15 protein-coding genes are annotated in these 15,373 nt (G+C 69.0%); 2 read left to right on the top strand and 13 right to left on the bottom strand.

Going from position 1 to position 15,373, the window contains the following annotated elements:
* Nucleotides 1–66 precede the first annotated feature (66 nt).
* Nucleotides 67–618, top strand: coding sequence for a hypothetical protein (locus NR810_RS08305; protein WP_257449903.1), 552 nt, complete (start codon nucleotides 67–69; stop codon nucleotides 616–618).
* 4 nt (nucleotides 619–622) lie between these two features.
* On the opposite strand, the gene NR810_RS08300 is transcribed toward NR810_RS08305, so the two are convergent.
* From NR810_RS08300 to NR810_RS08245, 12 genes are all read right to left on the bottom strand, one after another.
* Nucleotides 623–1,741: a serine/threonine-protein kinase gene (locus NR810_RS08300; RefSeq protein WP_257449901.1), complete on the bottom strand. Its 1,119-nt coding sequence runs from the start codon at nucleotides 1,739–1,741 to the stop codon at nucleotides 623–625.
* Nucleotides 1,742–1,883: 142 nt separating this feature from the next.
* Nucleotides 1,884–2,768, bottom strand: a complete 885-nt coding sequence (locus tag NR810_RS08295) for a ribonuclease H-like domain-containing protein (RefSeq protein WP_257449899.1) — start codon at nucleotides 2,766–2,768, stop codon at nucleotides 1,884–1,886.
* The gene (locus tag NR810_RS08290; RefSeq protein WP_257449897.1) at nucleotides 2,768–3,196 is read right to left on the bottom strand and encodes a (deoxy)nucleoside triphosphate pyrophosphohydrolase; all 429 of its coding nucleotides are present in this window, start codon (nucleotides 3,194–3,196) and stop codon (nucleotides 2,768–2,770) included. Before NR810_RS08290 ends, NR810_RS08295 begins: the two co-directional genes overlap by 1 nt.
* On the bottom strand, nucleotides 3,193–4,350 hold the full coding sequence (locus NR810_RS08285) for an outer membrane protein assembly factor BamB family protein (RefSeq protein ID WP_257449895.1): 1,158 nt from the start codon (nucleotides 4,348–4,350) through the stop codon (nucleotides 3,193–3,195). Before NR810_RS08285 ends, NR810_RS08290 begins: the two co-directional genes overlap by 4 nt.
* A gap of 11 nt (nucleotides 4,351–4,361) precedes the next feature.
* Entirely contained in the window at nucleotides 4,362–5,171 is an 810-nt protein-coding gene (locus NR810_RS08280) for a tetratricopeptide repeat protein (RefSeq protein ID WP_326522490.1), read from the bottom strand.
* 79 nt (nucleotides 5,172–5,250) lie between these two features.
* Nucleotides 5,251–6,717 (bottom strand): ribosome biogenesis GTPase Der, encoded by a 1,467-nt coding sequence (gene der / locus NR810_RS08275; RefSeq protein ID WP_257449892.1) that lies wholly within the window; start codon nucleotides 6,715–6,717, stop codon nucleotides 5,251–5,253.
* 6 nt (nucleotides 6,718–6,723) lie between these two features.
* Nucleotides 6,724–7,668, bottom strand: a complete 945-nt coding sequence (gene era, locus NR810_RS08270; RefSeq protein ID WP_257449889.1) for a GTPase Era — start codon at nucleotides 7,666–7,668, stop codon at nucleotides 6,724–6,726.
* A 167-nt stretch (nucleotides 7,669–7,835) separates the two neighbouring features.
* The gene (gene rnc / locus NR810_RS08265) at nucleotides 7,836–8,630 is read right to left on the bottom strand and encodes a ribonuclease III (RefSeq protein ID WP_257449887.1); all 795 of its coding nucleotides are present in this window, start codon (nucleotides 8,628–8,630) and stop codon (nucleotides 7,836–7,838) included.
* A 9-nt stretch (nucleotides 8,631–8,639) separates the two neighbouring features.
* Nucleotides 8,640–9,635 carry a methylmalonyl Co-A mutase-associated GTPase MeaB gene (meaB, locus tag NR810_RS08260; protein WP_257449875.1) on the bottom strand — a complete coding sequence of 332 codons (996 nt, stop codon included), beginning with the start codon at nucleotides 9,633–9,635 and terminating at the stop codon, nucleotides 8,640–8,642.
* 53 nt (nucleotides 9,636–9,688) lie between these two features.
* Nucleotides 9,689–10,564: a hypothetical protein gene (locus tag NR810_RS08255; protein ID WP_257449863.1), complete on the bottom strand. Its 876-nt coding sequence runs from the start codon at nucleotides 10,562–10,564 to the stop codon at nucleotides 9,689–9,691.
* A complete protein-coding gene (locus NR810_RS08250; protein WP_257449861.1) occupies nucleotides 10,564–11,709 on the bottom strand; it encodes an acyl-CoA dehydrogenase family protein in 1,146 nt (381 codons plus the stop codon). Before NR810_RS08250 ends, NR810_RS08255 begins: the two co-directional genes overlap by 1 nt.
* A 36-nt stretch (nucleotides 11,710–11,745) precedes the next feature.
* Nucleotides 11,746–13,275 (bottom strand): acyl-CoA carboxylase subunit beta, encoded by a 1,530-nt coding sequence (locus tag NR810_RS08245; protein WP_257449850.1) that lies wholly within the window; start codon nucleotides 13,273–13,275, stop codon nucleotides 11,746–11,748.
* A 245-nt stretch (nucleotides 13,276–13,520) separates the two neighbouring features.
* Between NR810_RS08245 and NR810_RS08240 the strand changes: the two genes are divergently transcribed.
* Nucleotides 13,521–13,871, top strand: coding sequence for a YtxH domain-containing protein (locus NR810_RS08240; protein ID WP_257449847.1), 351 nt, complete (start codon nucleotides 13,521–13,523; stop codon nucleotides 13,869–13,871).
* A 106-nt stretch (nucleotides 13,872–13,977) separates the two neighbouring features.
* On the opposite strand, the gene NR810_RS08235 is transcribed toward NR810_RS08240, so the two are convergent.
* Nucleotides 13,978–15,261 (bottom strand): TonB C-terminal domain-containing protein, encoded by a 1,284-nt coding sequence (locus NR810_RS08235; protein ID WP_257449844.1) that lies wholly within the window; start codon nucleotides 15,259–15,261, stop codon nucleotides 13,978–13,980.
* Nucleotides 15,262–15,373 lie beyond the last annotated feature (112 nt).

The raw sequence follows: 15,373 nt of genomic DNA, 5'->3' as shown, positions 1-15,373 counted from the left end.
CATCATCCGGTACCCGGCTTTCACGCTTCTCGCACCGGGCGTTGAGACATAGGGTCTCCCGCCCCTATGCGACTCCTCCGTTTGAGCTTCGCCGTCTGCGCGGCCGCGCTCGTCGTGGCCGGATGTCCCAAGCCCTCCGCCCCCACTGACGACGCGGGCGTCACCACCCCCGGGTCCGAAGACGTGGGCGTCGACGCGGGTCCAGGTCCCGCGTCGTTCACGCTGCAGTCCATGCTCTCGGATGCCGGGTTGGAAACCATTCCCCTCGTTGGCGAGGAAGAAGGCCGTCCGCTCATCGATCCCACGTCGACGCTCGAGCTGCGCAGCACGCAGGTGCTCCGGAACTACCGCGTCCGCCTGTTCGACGAGGTCGATCGCGCCATGGTCTCGGACGACACCGTCGAGGAATCCCCGGCCGGGCTGCTGTACCGCATCTCCCTGCCCACGCCGCTCAAGACCGGCCACAAGTACACCCTGGTCATCGACGCGCAGACCGGCACGTCGATGACCGATTCCCAGGGCCGCGAGGTCGCCGACCTCCGGATTCCCTTCCAGGTCTCCGGCGAAAAGGAAAAGCCCCAGCCGCCGGCGAAGAAACAAAAACAGCGCCGGCGCTGACCTCTCAGTGCTCGGTCCGCCGAGGTGGCACCTCCGGGAATACATCCGGTTCGAGCACGTCCGCGGACTCGCGCAGCAACTCCGCCTCCTTCACGGCCAGGAGCACCTCCCGCGCCGCCTCTGGCCGCCCGTACGAGCGCCCCTGGACCACGAGGAACTCCCGGAGCGCGTCACGCAGTTCCAGGCCGGACTGGTAGCGCTCGGAAGGCTCCCGCCGGAGCGCCCGGTGCACCACGGCCCGCAGCGGCTCCGACACGCCCTGGACCGCCCGCTCCACGTCCTCCGGACCAAAACGCGCGATGCGCGCCGCCATCTCCGCGACCGGAACCCAGCTCGGCTCCTCGCAGTGCACCTCGGCCAGCGCGGCTGGAACCGGGCCGGCCTCCCGCGCCGATTGCTCCACGTCCTCCAGGTCATACAGGTGCCTGCCCGTGAGCAGCTCCAGCATCACCAGCCCCAGCGAGAACAGATCCGAGCGGTGATCCACCCTCTCCAGGCGCATGCGCTCCGGGGACGCATAGGCGATGTCCCCGCGCAGCACGGAGGCCGTGGTGGCCTCCCGCCCGGGCAGCAGCGAGTACGCCACGCCGAAGTCCACCAGCTTCACCTCGCCGTTGGTGCTCACCCGGATGTTCTCCGGGTTGATGTCCCGGTGGACGATGCCGAGGGGCCGCCCCAGCTCGTCCGCCAGCGTGTGCGCATGGTGGAGCGCGTCCGCGACCTCGGACACCACATGGCAGACGAAGGCCTCGGACATGGGGCGCTGCCGCATGGCCGACACGCTCAACACCGTCTCCAGGGAGCGGCCGTCCACGTACTCCATCACCACGTACGGCAGCCCTCCGTGCAGCACCAACTGGTACACCTTCGCGATGCCGGGATGGTCGAGCCGGTACGCCAACTGGACCTCTTCCTTCAGCCGCTGCTTCTGCTTCTCACTGACCGGCCGCGACAACCGCTTGATGATCACGGAGCCCGCGGGTCCCTGGGCATAACGGCGCCTGGCGAGCATCAGCTCCCCATTGTTCCGCCTTCCCAATCTACGAATGAGTTCGTAGCGGGTCCCATTCGAGGTGAAGAGAAGCCGGGGGTGGTTCGAGGACTCGGGCCTGTCGATGGACATCTCGGGCGCTCCTTCGCGACGCCGACGCCGCGCCAGTGGAATACCGGAGGTAGGGCCCAGACGCCGAACCTCCAGCGTCAGCCACCCTACCAGACCGGGCTGACACGCCCGCCCGACCTCTCCCCTCGGATGAAGGGAGGGCTCAGTCCTGGTGCAGATCGCGGTCCTGGGCGCGCACCCGCTCGAGCACCCTCAAGTCCCTCTCCGTGGGTCCCAGCTCCAGGATGAGCCGGCTCACGTCGTAGAGGAGCTCGCCCCGCTCGAAGACGGGCACGCGCGGTTCGGAGTCCATGTTCAGGTCGTCCAACGCGCGGTTGTACGCCTTGTCCATCAGCGACCGGAGCTGGAACGAGTCATAGAGGTTGTACTCCACCAGGAATCGCAGGGCCTCCACGTCTCCGCGCTCGCGGTACGCGCGCCACAGCAGCACCGCGTCCCAGCCGTTCACGCCCTTCATGTGCGGTGGCCGCGCCAGCCCCCACTTGTCCTCGATCTCCTTCAGCCCGCCGCCCATGCCCAACCGCCGGCACACGAACCGCAAGTCGATATGGGCATCCGGCGTCGGGAAGCGCTTGCCGAAGTACTGGCGCAGCACCGGCACGTCGAAGCACGAGCCATTGAACGTCACCCACAGCCGCCGCTCCGCCATGGCCTCCGGCAGATCGTCCATGTTGCGGCCCTGGATGAAGACCCGCAGGCCGCCTTCGTCGAACAGGGCCACCACCGTGGGAACCTGGTCCTGCGCGCCGTCCGTTTCGATATCGAAGTAGACCGCGTCGCGCGCGAACTCGGGGTACAGCCGCCAGTGCTCGCGCTGCGGCACCATGGCCGCCAGGCCCTTCAGGTCACGCCGCTCCAGGGCCTCGCGCGCCAGTTCCAGCCGCCGGCGAGCCGCCTCGTCCAGCTTCTGGCCCAGCACCACCCCGTTGCCCGGAAAGTCGTCCCAGGTCTGGATGCCCCGGGCCCACAGATCCTTCTCCTTCCAGGGACCCACACCCGGAATCAGCTGGAATGTGCGCCGCAGCATCAGCCCAGCAGGTCCAACCGGCCCGCCACCAGGTCCTCCAAGGGGGGGATGTCCGCTTCGCAGAAGGGCAACGCCCTCATCTCCGCCGGCGTCAGGAACGCCAACGCGTTCGCGCCCAGCGTCTTCGGCTCCCCCGACTCCAGCCGGGCCAGATACAGCACCAGCTCCACCGTCAGGTCCGAATACTCGTGTCTCCCCGCCCATAGCCGCCTCCCCACTTGGAGCCGCACGTCCAGCTCCTCCCGGCACTCCCGAGCCAGCGCCTCCGGCTCGCTCTCCCCGGGCTCCACCTTCCCGCCCGGGAACTCCCACAGCAACCCCCGGCTCCCACCTGGCAGCCGCTGCTGCACCAGGAACCGCGAGCCATCCCCGGGCTGGGGGATGAGGGCGGCCACCACGCGGACCGTCCTCTTCGCCGCCTGCGTCAACCGCTCCTCCCATCCAGCCGGAGGGCGTACAGGTACCCATTGTTGGACAGCACGTACGCCTTCGCCCCCACCACCCGCGGCGTCGCCGACACGCCCTCGCCCGGATCCCACGCCATGCGCGCCCGTCCCGTCCGCGGGTCCACGAAGAGCAGCGAGCGCTGTACCGGCACCAGGAGCATCCCCTTCACCAACACCGGCTCCAGCCCCGCGCGTTCCTGAAGGGGGTTCGACCAGAGGAGCTTCCCACTCTCCGCCAGGTAGGCATCCAGGCGGGCATCTCCAACGGCCATGACCACCCCGCCGTGCACCAGCAGCGAGGTGATTCCCTCCGCCACCGAGGTCCACAGCACGTCGCCCGATTCGGCATCCAGCGCGTAGAGGCCGCCCGAGTACGACGCCGCGTAGACACGGCCCGCCTCGTCCAGCACCGGCGTGGTGTCCACGTCCACGAACTGCCCGCTCTTGGGGGCCAGCGACCTCTCCCACCTCACGCCGCCGTCCGTCAGATCCAGCGACACCAGCGTGCCGTCGGAGAACCCCACCCAGGCCGTCTGTCCGCGCACCGCCGGCGTCGACGCCCGGTGGATGGTGAAGCCCGAGGGCGGATCCCTCCGGTACAACCACGCCAGCTCACCCGTGGCCCGCTTCACCGCGAACAGGGTGTCGCTCTGCGAGGCCACCAGCACCAGCTCGTTCGTGAGCACCGGCTCCGTGGCCAGGGCCTCGCCCGCCGCGTACTTCCATCGGGGCTCGCCCGTCTTCGCGTCCAGCGCGTACAGCACACCGTCCGTGCTCGGCACGTAGACGATGCCGTCGTCCACCGTCGCGCCCGCGTAGAAGCGGTTGCCCACCTTGAACCGCCAGGCTTCCTGGCCCTCGGCACCGAGGCTGCGCACGAGCCCGTCCCGGGTGAGCACGATGACGCGCTCGTTCTTCTCGTCGTACGCCGGCCGCGCGTCCTCGCGCGGCGCGTACTCGAGCAGCGAGGGACTGACGAGCTGCGTCCACCAATCCACCGAGAAGTAGTGGTGTGGCGGCTGCTTCGGAGCGGAGGTGACCGGGTTGCCGTACACCGGCACCGCGCTGCATGCACCGAGCAGACTCGCCGCCGCGAGCCCACCCACCCAACGCTTCCAGCCGCTGGAGATCCGCATAGGTGGGCGTCTTACCCCGCGTCCTGCGTCTGGGCGGCCGCCGGAGGCGTCTTCGGCTCGGGCACCTTCACGCCCTGCGCCGCGAGCACCGCCAGCCGCTCGGTGGCCAGCCGTCCCGCCGCCGTGGTGGCCTGCGAGGCCTTCAGATCCGCCAGGATCTGCGCCGCCTCGTCCTTCTTGCCCTGCGCCACGAGGATGCGCGCCTGGTGGTACTGGCCCATCCCCTGGAGGAACTCACCCGACTCCACCTTCGCCATGCCCTTGAAGGACTCGAGCGCCTGGTCCAGCTGTCCCTTGGCCTCGTGGGCGTAGCCCTGGCCCTCGTAGGCCGAGGCCAGCAGGGGCTCGTCCTTCGGGGCCTCCTTGATGTACTCGCCGAAGGCCGCCAGCGCGCCGTCGTGGTTGCCCAGCCGGTACTCGGCCTTGCCCAGCGGCAGCGCCGCCGTCACCGCGGCCTCCGTGCCCTTGTTCGCCGCACGGAAGTCCGTGAGCGACTTGACGATGGCCTCGTCCTTCTCCTTGTCGGACTTGAACGGAGGCTGCTCGCCCTCGGGGGCCTGCAGCTGCTCGTTCGTCACGATCACCGGACGCGTCATCACTTCCAGCGCCTGGCCGAGCTGCTTGGAGGCACGCTCCTCGCTCCGGTTGCTGAAGTACTGCACCAGCGCGGCGACCAGCCCGCCTACGATCAGCACGGCCACCGCGGTGCCGATGAGCTGCCGCCGCTTCATCAGCCAGTCGCTCGCCTCGGCGCCATACAGCTGGAAGGCATCCGGAGCACGCAGCTCCTGCTTCGTCATCTTCTCTGACTTCTGGGCCACGGTGGTTCGCACCTCTCTACAGGGTCGAAGGGCGCGCAATCTACGGAGCGCGCACCAGCAGTGTCAACGCGGACTGCCCTCAATGCTTCCCGGCCTGCTTCTTGGGTCTCTTCCGCGCCTCCCGCTTCGCCTTGCCAGGCCTCTCGCGGAACAGCAGCCGGAGGGGCACTCTCAAGTCGAACGTCTTGCGCAGCTGGTTGGTGATGTACCGCTTGTACATGTCCGGCACCGCGTCCGGCCGGTTCGTCGTGATCGCGAAGGTCGGGGGTGCCGTCCCTACCTGGGCCATGTAGTACACCCGGAGTGGACCTCGGCCCACGATGGGGGCCGGGTGGCTCTCCTCGATGTGCGACAACAGCCGGTTGAGCTGCGGCGTGGGCGCCCGGTAGCGGAACTGGTCCGCCAGCTCCACCGCCAGCTCCAGCACCTTCTCCACCTTCGAGCCGGTGAGCGCCGAGGTGAACACGATGGGCGCGTACCCCACGAACTTCAGCGCGTGCTTGAGATCCTCACGGAAGATCTCCTGCTTGCGCTTGTCCTCGCTGATGAGATCCCACTTGTTCACCACGATGACCAGCGCGCGGCCCTTCTCCTCGGCGATGCCGGCCAGCTTCGCGTCCTGGTCCACCGCGGGCTCCGTGGCGTCCATCAACAGCACCGCCACGTCGCTGCGCTCCATCGCCTTGAGCGCCGCCACCACCGAGAACTGCTCCACCCGGTGCGCGATCGTCTTCTTGCGCCGGATGCCCGCCGTGTCCGTGAGGATGACCTGGCGCTTCTTGTACGTCAGCTCGGAGTCGATCGGATCCCGCGTGGTGCCCGGAATCTCGCTGGCCACCACCCGCTTCTCCTTCAGCAGCGCGTTGACCAGGGTGCTCTTGCCCACGTTCGGCCGGCCGATGATGGCCACCCGGATGGGACGCTCCTCCTCCGGCTCGGCGGGGGCCTCCTCCTCGCCCTCCTCCCCTTCCCGCTCGCCCCACTCCTCCTCGGCCTCCTCGCGCTCCCGGGCCTTCTTCCGGGCCTCGAGCTCCTCCGGAGTCAGCGGAGGCAGCTTGCCCACCACCGTCTCCATCATCGTGCCCACGCCCAGGCCGTGCTCGGCCGAGATGGGGAACACGTCGCCCAGCCCCAGCTTGAAGAACTCGGCGGCGTGCGCCTGGACGGACTGCGACTCGCTGTCCAGCTTGTTGGCGGCCACCACCACCGGCTTGCCGCTCTGGCGCAGGTAGGTGGCGACCTCCTGGTCCGCCGCCGTCAGGCCGGCGCGCGCGTCCGTCACGAAGACGATGACGTCACATTCCTCCACCGCCAGCTGCGCCTGCTCGCGCACCTGCTGCAGCAGGGAGTCCTTCTCCCCGGGCACGAATCCGCCCGTGTCGATGATGGTGAGCTCCCGGTCGTCGTACTCCACGTCCCAGTAATGGCGGTCGCGGGTGACTCCGGGGATGTCCTCCACCAGGGCGATGCGGCGCCTGGCGAGGCGATTGAAGAGCGTGGATTTGCCCACGTTGGGGCGTCCCACGATGGCGACCAGAGGCTTCATGGCTTCCTACTCGTAACCCAACTTCTTGAGGCCCTCGGGACGCTCGCTCCAGCGAGGCTCCACCCGGACCCGTAGCGAGAGGTACACGTGCGCCCCCAGCAACCGCTGGATGGATTTGCGCGCGTCCGTCCCGATCGTCTTCAGCATCTGCCCCTGTTTCCCGATGATGATGGCCTTCTGGCTGTCGCGCTCCACGTAGATGGAGGCGGCGATCCGGATGAGGCCCGCCAACTTGCCGGGGGGCGTTCCAGGCGGTGGCTCGCGCTCGGACTCGTCGAAGAAGTCCACCAGGACCGCCGTCGAGTACGGAATCTCCTGCCGGCAGTGCCGGAGCACCTGCTCGCGGATGTACTCCGCCACCAGGGTCTTCTCCGCCTGATCCGTGAGCACGTCCTCGGGGAAGAGCGGCTCTCCCTCGGGCAGGTGCTGGAGCACCGCCTGGAAGAGATTCTCCACCCCGTCGTCCTCCTTCGCGGAGATGGGCACCACCTCGGCGAAGGGGAACTCGTTGCGGTATAGGTCGATGAGCGGCAGCAGCACCGGCTTGGGCACCGTGTCGATCTTGTTGATGACCAGGAAGGTGGGCTTGCCCGCCTTCTGCAGCCGCTCGAGGATGAACCGGTTGCCCGGGCTCACCTCGGGTTTGTCCGAGCCCGTCGGCTCGACGACGAAGAGGACCAGGTCCACCTCGTCGGCCGCCTGCAGGGCCACGTCCACCATGTAACGGTTGAGCTCACCCTTGGCCTGGTGGATGCCGGGCGTGTCGAGGAAGGCCACCTGCCCCTCCGGCCGCGTCACCACGCCCAGAATCCGGTTCCGGGTCGTCTGCGGCTTGGGAGAGACGATGGCGAGCTTCTCGCCAGTCAGTTGATTGAGCAGCGTGCTCTTGCCCACGTTGGGACGGCCAATGAGCGCGGCGAACCCGCTGCGGTGTGTCTGCTGTGGAGCCATCTAAAAGCTTCGAAGGTCGAAGGTGATCAGGAAGCCCCCACCTCGGCGGAGGATCCCCAGGAACCGCACGGAACGACATACAACAACAGCGGAGGCTGCCTCCCAGGTCGAAAACACACGAATGGGGGCGGGACCTTATTCCTCGACCCCGGGGCGGCCAAGCAGTTTCAGCCCTGGGTGTCGTCCTTCGGACCCGGGGAGGGTGCCTGCTGGGGGGCCGGGGGGGCGGGCGCCGGCTGCTGCCCGGTGACCTGCCCCGCCTGCCACCGCTGCTCGAACAGCTCCAGGGCGAGGTGGGCCGCCGACTGCTCCGCGTCCCGCTTGCTGTGCCCGGAGGCCCGGGCGTACGGGTCCGGACCGATGCTCACCTCCACCTCGAAGGTCTTCTGGTGCTCGGGCCCCGACTCGGAGACCACCTGGTAGCGGGGCGGCACCTTGAGGCGCTCCTGGACGATCTCCTGCAACTGCGTCTTGAAGTCCCGGACGAGCGACAGCGTCACCTCGTCCAGGAGCTCGGAGAAGTGCAGCTCCACCAGTTCCCGGACCTTGTCCAGGCCGGAGCAGAGGTACACCGCGGCCATGATGGCCTCGACCGCGTCGGCGAGGATGGAGCTCTTGTCCCGGCCCCCGTGGCGGTCCTCGCCCCGCCCGAGCAGCAGCAGCTCGCCCAGCTCCAGCCGGCGCGCCACCCGGGTCAGCCCCTTCTCGTCGACGACGCGGGCCCGCAGCCTCGACAGCTCGCCCTCGTCGGCGTTGGGGAAGCGATCCATCAGACGGTGGGCGATGACCAGGTTCACCACCGCGTCACCGAGGAACTCCAACCGCTGGTTGTCCTGCAATCCCTCGTTGGGACGCTCGTTGACGTAGGTCTTGTGGGTCAACGCGGTGCGAGCCAGCTCGGGACGGCAGAACGTCGTCCCGAGCCGCTGTTCCAGCACCCGCACGCACTCTTCGGGTTGCATCGCCACGGCCTACTCCGAGAGCTGGCTCGCGAGCTCCTCGGCGAGCGCGTAGGGATCCGCCTGGCGCTCGGCGATGCGCCCGGCCACCTCGTCCAACTGACCACGCTCGCGCTCGAGCCGCGCCAGCGCGCTGCTCAGCAGCCGCTCGCGCAGCAGGGCCACGAACTGCGCCGCCGCCCGGTTGCGCTCCTTCTGCTTGCGCTGGCCCGTCTCCTCCAGGAAGGCCCGGTGCTCCTCGATGCCCTTCACCAGCTCGGCCACGCCCTGATCCCTCGCGGCCATCACCTTGAGGATGGGCGGCTCCCACTCGCGAGGCCCCGCCGGCTCCTCCACGTGCGTCCCCTGGGCCTTGGCAATCACCATGCGGTGGTGGGCGTCATGGTCCATGGGCGGCGCCTTCACCGCGTGGCGCAGCTCCAGCATCATCCGCAGTTCGCGCACCACCCGGTCCGCCCCGTCCAGGTCGGCCTTGTTCACCGCGAAGAGATCCGCCACCTCGAGGATGCCCGCCTTGATGGCCTGGATGTCGTCGCCCATGCCCGGCACCGTCACCACGATGGTGGTGTGCGCCATCTGGGCGATGTCGATCTCATCCTGCCCCACGCCCACCGTCTCCACGATGATGACGTCGCGTCCCATGGCGTCCATCACCCGGATGCAGTCGCCCGTGGCGCGCGACAGGCCGCCCAGGTTCCCACGCGTGGCCAGCGAGCGGATGAAGACGCCCGGATCCGTGGCGTGATCCTGCATGCGGATGCGATCGCCCAGGATGGCGCCACCCGTGAAGGGGCTGGTGGGATCCACCGCGATGACGCCCACCGTCTTCCCCGCCTTGCGCAGGTGGGCGATGAGCCGATCCGTCAGCGTGGACTTGCCCGCGCCCGGCGAGCCGGTGATGCCGATGATGTAGGCCTTCCCCGTCTTCGGGAACAACTCGCGCAGGGACTCGGTGGCCTCCGGCTCGCCATCATCGATGTTGCGCATCAGACGCGACGCGGCCCGCACATCGCCCTGCAGAACCCTCTGGGAGAGACTCGCACTCGCCTTTGCCAAAACCCTTACTCCTGTGGAGCGCCCGAGCCGACCAGCTTCACGGCCTCGGCGGAGACCTTCAGCAGCTCCGCCACCAGCGGGACGACTCCGGGGAAATCATCCAGTTCGAAACGTTCCGCCCATACCTTGCCCTGCCCCCCGGCCAGCAGCCCCCGGAAGGTGCGTCCGGCCACGCGCGCCACCGCGAAACGGTAGGGTCGGCCCTCTACTTCGAGCAGCACCAGCAGCTCCAGCCCGCTCCTCGGGGGCACGACCGCCCCCTCGCCAAAGGCCCGGAGGATCTCCGAGAAGCGGACCAGGCCCTCCCCCGCCGCCCCGGGCCGCTGCGTCCGCGACGCCTCCGCGGGGCCCTGCTCCCCGAAGAGGGCGGCCAGGTAACCCACCAGCGCGCCCCGCTCACGGAACTCGGACAGCTCGAAGCCGTGCCCGGGGGGGACCGGCAGGGGCTGCCCGTTCCGCGCCGCGCTCGACACCTGGAAGTTGCCCTGACGATCCGCCATCAGCGTCACCGCCAGCCCGTGCTCCTCCAACCGCGCGGAGAGGACCAGCGACACCGGATCCACCTGGGGGGCCAATCCCAGCGCCCGCAACTCCACCGTACGCCGCTGCACGTGGAAGAGGTGCTCGTTGAAGGCGTCGGCCACTTCCGCCTCCACCTCTCGTGCCTCCCGCACCGCGCCGAGCACGATGGGACGCAGCCCCACCACCTCCGGCGGCGACACGGGGACCAGACGCTCCTCCCGCACCTGGAAGGCCACCCGCTCCACCTCGCGGGAGCCCTCCGGATGGGACAGGGGCTCGGTCAGGACGAGGGTCGCCTCCAGGCCTTCTCCCTCGCCCCGTACCTCCAGTCCGAGCTGTCGCAGCCGGTCCGTCACCATCACGCCTTCTTGAAGACCTCTCGGGCGATGATGGAGCGCTGGATCTCGCTGGTGCCCTCGCCGATCTCGCACAGTTTGGCATCGCGCAGGTAGCGCTCGACGGGGAACTCGCGGGTGTAGCCGTAGCCGCCGTGGATCTGCACCGCCTTGTTGCAGGCCCGCGTGGCCGCCTCGGAGGCGAACAGCTTGGCCATCGAGGCCTCCTGGCTGTACGGCTGGCCCGCGTCGGCCAGGTACGCCGCGCGGTGCACCAGCAGCCGCGCCGCGTCCGTCTCCGTCTTCATGTCCGCGAACATCCAGCGCAGGCCCTGGAACTCGGAGATGGGCTGGCCGAAGGCCGTGCGCTCCCTCGCGTAGCGCACTGACTCCTCCAGCGCCCCTCGCGCCAGCCCCACCGCCAGCGCGCCGATGGTGATGCGGCCCTTGTCGAGGATCTTCATCGTGTCGATGAAGCCATGGTCCACCTCGCCCAGCCGCTGCGAGTCGGGGACCTCCACGTTCTCCAGCACCAGCTCCGCCGTGTCCGAGGAGCGCATGCCCAGCTTGCCGTGGATGGAGCGCTGGCTGAAGCCGGGCATCCCCTTCTCGAGGATGAAGGCGGTGACACCCTTCTGCTTCTTCTCCGGCGAGGTGACCGCCAGCACCACGAAGACGTTGCCCACGGTGCCCTGGGTGATGAACATCTTCGTCCCGTTGAGCACCCACTTGTCGCCCTTGCGGACGGCCGTCGTCTTCATGCCCGCGGCGTCCGAGCCGCTGCCGGGCTCGGTCAGGCCCCAGGCGCCGAGGTGCTCGCCGGTGGCCAGCTTCGGCAGGTACTTGCGCCGCTGCGCGTCATTCCCGAAGACGCGCAGGTGGCTGGTGCCCAGGCCGTTGTGGGAGGCCACGGTGAGGGCCAGCGAGCCGTCGTAGCGGGCGATCTCCTCGACCGCCACCGCCACCGCCAGGGAGTCCATGGCGGCGCCGCCGTACTCCTCCGCCACCAGCATGCCCATCACGCCCAGCTCACCCAGCTCCCGCACCACTTCCATCGGGAACTTCTCCTCCTTGTCCCACTCGCGCGCGTAGGGTCTGACCTTGCGCTCGCAGAAGTCACGGAGGGAGGCCTGAAGGGCTCGATGGCTTTCGGGAAGTTCGAAGTCCATGGTGGGGATGTATAGCAGAGGGTGGAGGGGGGACCATCAAACCGGGTAGACGCCGTGCTTCTTCGTCTCCCGGGGCTGGAAGCGCCGGGAATACAGCTCATAACGCTGCAAGAGCTCGTTGCGCAGACGGTCGCCGGGGACGATCTCGTCCACCACCAGCTCGCTCGCCAGCTTGTAGATGTCCACGTCCTGACGGTACTCGTCGCGGAGCTGCTGGACGTAGGCGGCGCGCTCGGCCTCGGGCTTCTCCTGGATCTTGTTGAAGTAGACGGCATTCACCGCCGCCTCGGGGCCCATCACGGCGATCATCGCCTGGGGCAGCGCCAGGGTCGCATCCGGAGCGAAACCCGGTCCACTCATGGCGTAGAGGCCCGCGCCGTACGCCTTGCGCACCACCACGCAGATCCTCGGCACGCTGGCCTCGGACACCGCGGAGATCATCTTCGCGCCGGCGCGGATGATGCCCGCGCGCTCCACCTTGGTGCCGATCATGAAGCCCGGCACGTCCGCCAGGTACAGCAGCGGGATGTTGAAGGCGTCACACAGCCAGATGAACCGCGCCGCCTTGTCCGCCGAGTCCACGAACAGCACGCCGCCCTTGTACTTGGGCTGGTTCGCGACGATGCCCACCGGCCGGCCGCCGATGCGCGCCAGGCCCGTGATGATCTCCTGGGCGAACAGCTTCTTCACCTCGAACCAGCTCCCCTCGTCGATCAGCTCGGCGATGAGCGCGTGCATGTCGAAGGGCTTGTTCTGATCCGCGGGGATGATCTCGTCCACCCGCTTGCCGCTGGCCTTGGGCGCCTTGACCTCCGCCTGGGGCGGGGCCTGGGTGAAGTTCTCCGGGAAGAAGGAGATGTACTTCTTCGCCGCCTCGATGGCCTCCTGCTCCGTCTTCACCAGCACGTCGCCGACGCCGGACACCGAGCAGTGCATCTTCGCCCCGCCCATCTCCTCGAGCGTCACCTTCTCGCCAATGACCATCTCGGCCATGCGCGGGCTGCCCAGGTACATGGAGGCGTTGCCGTCCACCATGATGACCAGATCGCAGAAGGCGGGGATGTACGCGCCGCCGGCCGCCGAGGGCCCGAAGAGCAGGCACACCTGCGGCACCTCGCCGGACATGTGCACCTCATTATAGAAGATGCGGCCCGCGCCCCGCCGGCCGGGGAACATCTCCACCTGGTCCGTGATGCGCGCGCCCGCCGAGTCCACCAGGTACATCAGCGGACAGCGCAGCTGCTTCGCCGTCTCCTGGATGCGGAGGATCTTCTCCACCGTCCGGGCGCCCCAGCTGCCCGCCTTCACCGTGGAGTCGTTGGCCATGATCGCCACGGGACGCCCCGCCACCCTGCCCAGACCGATGACCACGCCGTCCGAGGGCAGCTCCGGGTCCACGTTGTTGGCGAGCTTCGCGTCCTCGACGAACGAGCCCTCGTCCACCAGCAGCCGGATGCGCTCGCGGGCGAACAGCTTGCCCGTCTCCCGGTTCTTCGCGTGGTACTTCTCGGCCCCGCCCTTCTCCACCTGGGCGATCTTCTCGAGCAGATTCTGATCGAATGACATGGCGGCCGGGGGCATAGCAGAAAGGTGCTCGGCTGGCTGCCCTCTCCGTTCACAGGACGTCTTGGGCACGGCGCGTCATGACTCCACTCTGACCAACAGCCGACGCCTGCCCCCCGCCGAGCCTCCTCAATCCCCCTCCAGGGGTGCCACTCCGCCTACCCCTCCCTAGCTTCTGGACCCATGGGGATGGGCGGCCTTGGGGGAAGCCCACCCCTCGCATGGCCTCTGGCCAGGAGGAGAATGGAATGCTGTTCGCGAAGAAGGCCAAACTGGCGGTGAAGAGCGACGTGTACCGCAAGCTCATCGCCCGGAAGATCATGAAGGACCTCCCGAAGTACGCCCGCACCCAGTGGGACGACTTCGACCCGGATGACGTGCTGCGCTACGTGGGCCTCACCACCTACAAGCCCGCCCGCAGCTCGTTCGCTGGCATCGGCGCCTTCGTCATCGGCTGCGCCGTCGGTGGCATCGCCGCCCTCATGCTCGCGCCCAAGACCGGCACCGAGCTGCGCACCGACGTGAAGGACAAGGCCATGGGCTACCTCGGCAAGCAGGGCATCGGCACCAGCGCGGGCGAGAAGACCGCCAGCGCCTAGTAGTTCCCTGGTTGCCCAGCGGGCAGGTGGGGGAGCGCCAGGTTGTGCTCCCCTGCCCCCGCGCCTTCCAAGGGCCTGAAATCACTCGGAGTGGGTCGTCCCGCCGCTAGTACACGCGCAGCAGCTGGGCGCGGATGTCGAAGTGCGGCCGCCGGAAGTCGGGGACGATCACCTCGCCGCGCGTCTCCTCGAACTTGCCCGACAGCAGCCCCAGCGGCATCAGCGCCGACAGGTACGCCGCGTCCCCGGCGTTGAGCTCGTCGAGCTTCGTCACCTTGAGCGTGCGCGAGAAGCTCACGTGCCCCTCGATGGCCCAGACGCTGCGTACGTTCCCCTTCGCTCTCGCGGCGAAGTGCTCGGACGCCGGTGGGAGCGCCGCCAGCGACGTGGGGACCTTCTCGAGGACGTACGCGTCGAAGAGCGGATTGCCGGAGCTCTCCACCAGCTTCACCGACAGCATCTGCCCCGTGGGGGTCTGCTCGAGCTCGATCTTCGCGCTCAGCGCGCCCGCGGCCTTGTTGTACGTCTCCAACATGTCGAAGGTCGAAGGCCTCGACCGGGCCCGTGCGCCCGCCGTCCCCGAGCGCGCCACGTCCTCCAGCCGATCCGTGCCCGAGGGCTCTCCGACCGCGTCCGGGCTGCCCGTCGCGCCGTAGCGCTCGACGCTCTTGAGCAGCTCGCGCAGGCCCTGGCCGCGTTCGGGCGTGGCCTTGAAGAAGTGTTTGAACACCCCCTCGTAGGCGAAGAGCGGCGCGCCCGAGAGCCCCTTCTCCAGCGCGTTGTCCATGTCCCCGAAGAAGGAGTCGACGAGCCCGTTCTCCACGCGCAGCCTCGCCATGCCGTCGTCGAGGAAGCCCTGGACGCGGCCCTGGACCCGCGCGCCTTCCTCGGCGAGGAGCTGCTCCCGGGAGGGTCCATCACCGGGCCGCAGCGTGCGTCCTCCTCCGGTGGAGCCCCCCTGGGTGTCGCCCGTCGAGGGGGCCACGGGCAGTCCTCCGGGTCCCGGGAACAGCCGCACGGCACGCGGCGCGTCCGGCACGGCTCCGGAAGGCGCCTCCGGCCCGGCGGAGGCCGGAGGCGGCGCGGCGGCCGTGGCACCGCTCGGAGGTGGAGGGGCAGCACTCGGAGGAGACGGAGCGGGAGTGCGCTGGGGCCGGGTGGTGGCGCGCGGCGGCCGGGGTGGCGGCGCGGCTTCCGGCGCCGGGGAGGTGGATCGCGGCGGCTCCTCGGGCGGCGGAGGCGTGCGCACGACGATCTCGACCTGTAGCGGTTGCCGGCTCTCGGTGGACGGCGCCTGCTCCGATGGGGGCGCCAGGAACAACAGGATTCCCAGGCCCAGGTGGAGGGCCAGCGAGAGGATCAGTGCCTGTGCCAGGCGCGAGCGCCGCATCGGCCCCCCACGCTGGCAGAGATGCCCCCGCCACACAAAGGATGATGCGGAGTCACGTGTATGGAACCGGGCGGGGGGACTGGCGCCTCTCCGTCGGATCGAAGTGCTCGCG

The organism is Archangium lipolyticum (assembly GCF_024623785.1).
GTDB lineage: Bacteria > Myxococcota > Myxococcia > Myxococcales > Myxococcaceae > Archangium > Archangium lipolyticum.
The sequence above is the reverse complement of the archived record's forward strand: the minus strand, read 5'-3'. Positions and strand labels throughout refer to the sequence as shown.

What these genes read in the sequence shown, in the direction of transcription:
- NR810_RS08305 (WP_257449903.1), top strand. Translation starts at nt 67, where the DNA reads ATGCGACTCCTCCGTTTGAGCTTCGCCGTCTGCGCGGCCGCGCTCGTC.
- NR810_RS08300 (WP_257449901.1), bottom strand. Translation starts at nt 1,741, where the DNA reads ATGTCCATCGACAGGCCCGAGTCCTCGAACCACCCCCGGCTTCTCTTC.
- NR810_RS08295 (WP_257449899.1), bottom strand. Translation starts at nt 2,768, where the DNA reads ATGCTGCGGCGCACATTCCAGCTGATTCCGGGTGTGGGTCCCTGGAAG.
- NR810_RS08285 (WP_257449895.1), bottom strand. Translation starts at nt 4,350, where the DNA reads ATGCGGATCTCCAGCGGCTGGAAGCGTTGGGTGGGTGGGCTCGCGGCG.
- der (WP_257449892.1), bottom strand. Translation starts at nt 6,717, where the DNA reads ATGAAGCCTCTGGTCGCCATCGTGGGACGCCCCAACGTGGGCAAATCC.
- era (WP_257449889.1), bottom strand. Translation starts at nt 7,668, where the DNA reads ATGGCTCCACAGCAGACACACCGCAGCGGGTTCGCCGCGCTCATTGGC.
- rnc (WP_257449887.1), bottom strand. Translation starts at nt 8,630, where the DNA reads ATGCAACCCGAAGAGTGCGTGCGGGTGCTGGAACAGCGGCTCGGGACG.
- NR810_RS08255 (WP_257449863.1), bottom strand. Translation starts at nt 10,564, where the DNA reads ATGGTGACGGACCGGCTGCGACAGCTCGGACTGGAGGTACGGGGCGAG.
- NR810_RS08250 (WP_257449861.1), bottom strand. Translation starts at nt 11,709, where the DNA reads ATGGACTTCGAACTTCCCGAAAGCCATCGAGCCCTTCAGGCCTCCCTC.
- NR810_RS08245 (WP_257449850.1), bottom strand. Translation starts at nt 13,275, where the DNA reads ATGTCATTCGATCAGAATCTGCTCGAGAAGATCGCCCAGGTGGAGAAG.
- NR810_RS08240 (WP_257449847.1), top strand. Translation starts at nt 13,521, where the DNA reads ATGCTGTTCGCGAAGAAGGCCAAACTGGCGGTGAAGAGCGACGTGTAC.
- NR810_RS08235 (WP_257449844.1), bottom strand. Translation starts at nt 15,261, where the DNA reads ATGCGGCGCTCGCGCCTGGCACAGGCACTGATCCTCTCGCTGGCCCTC.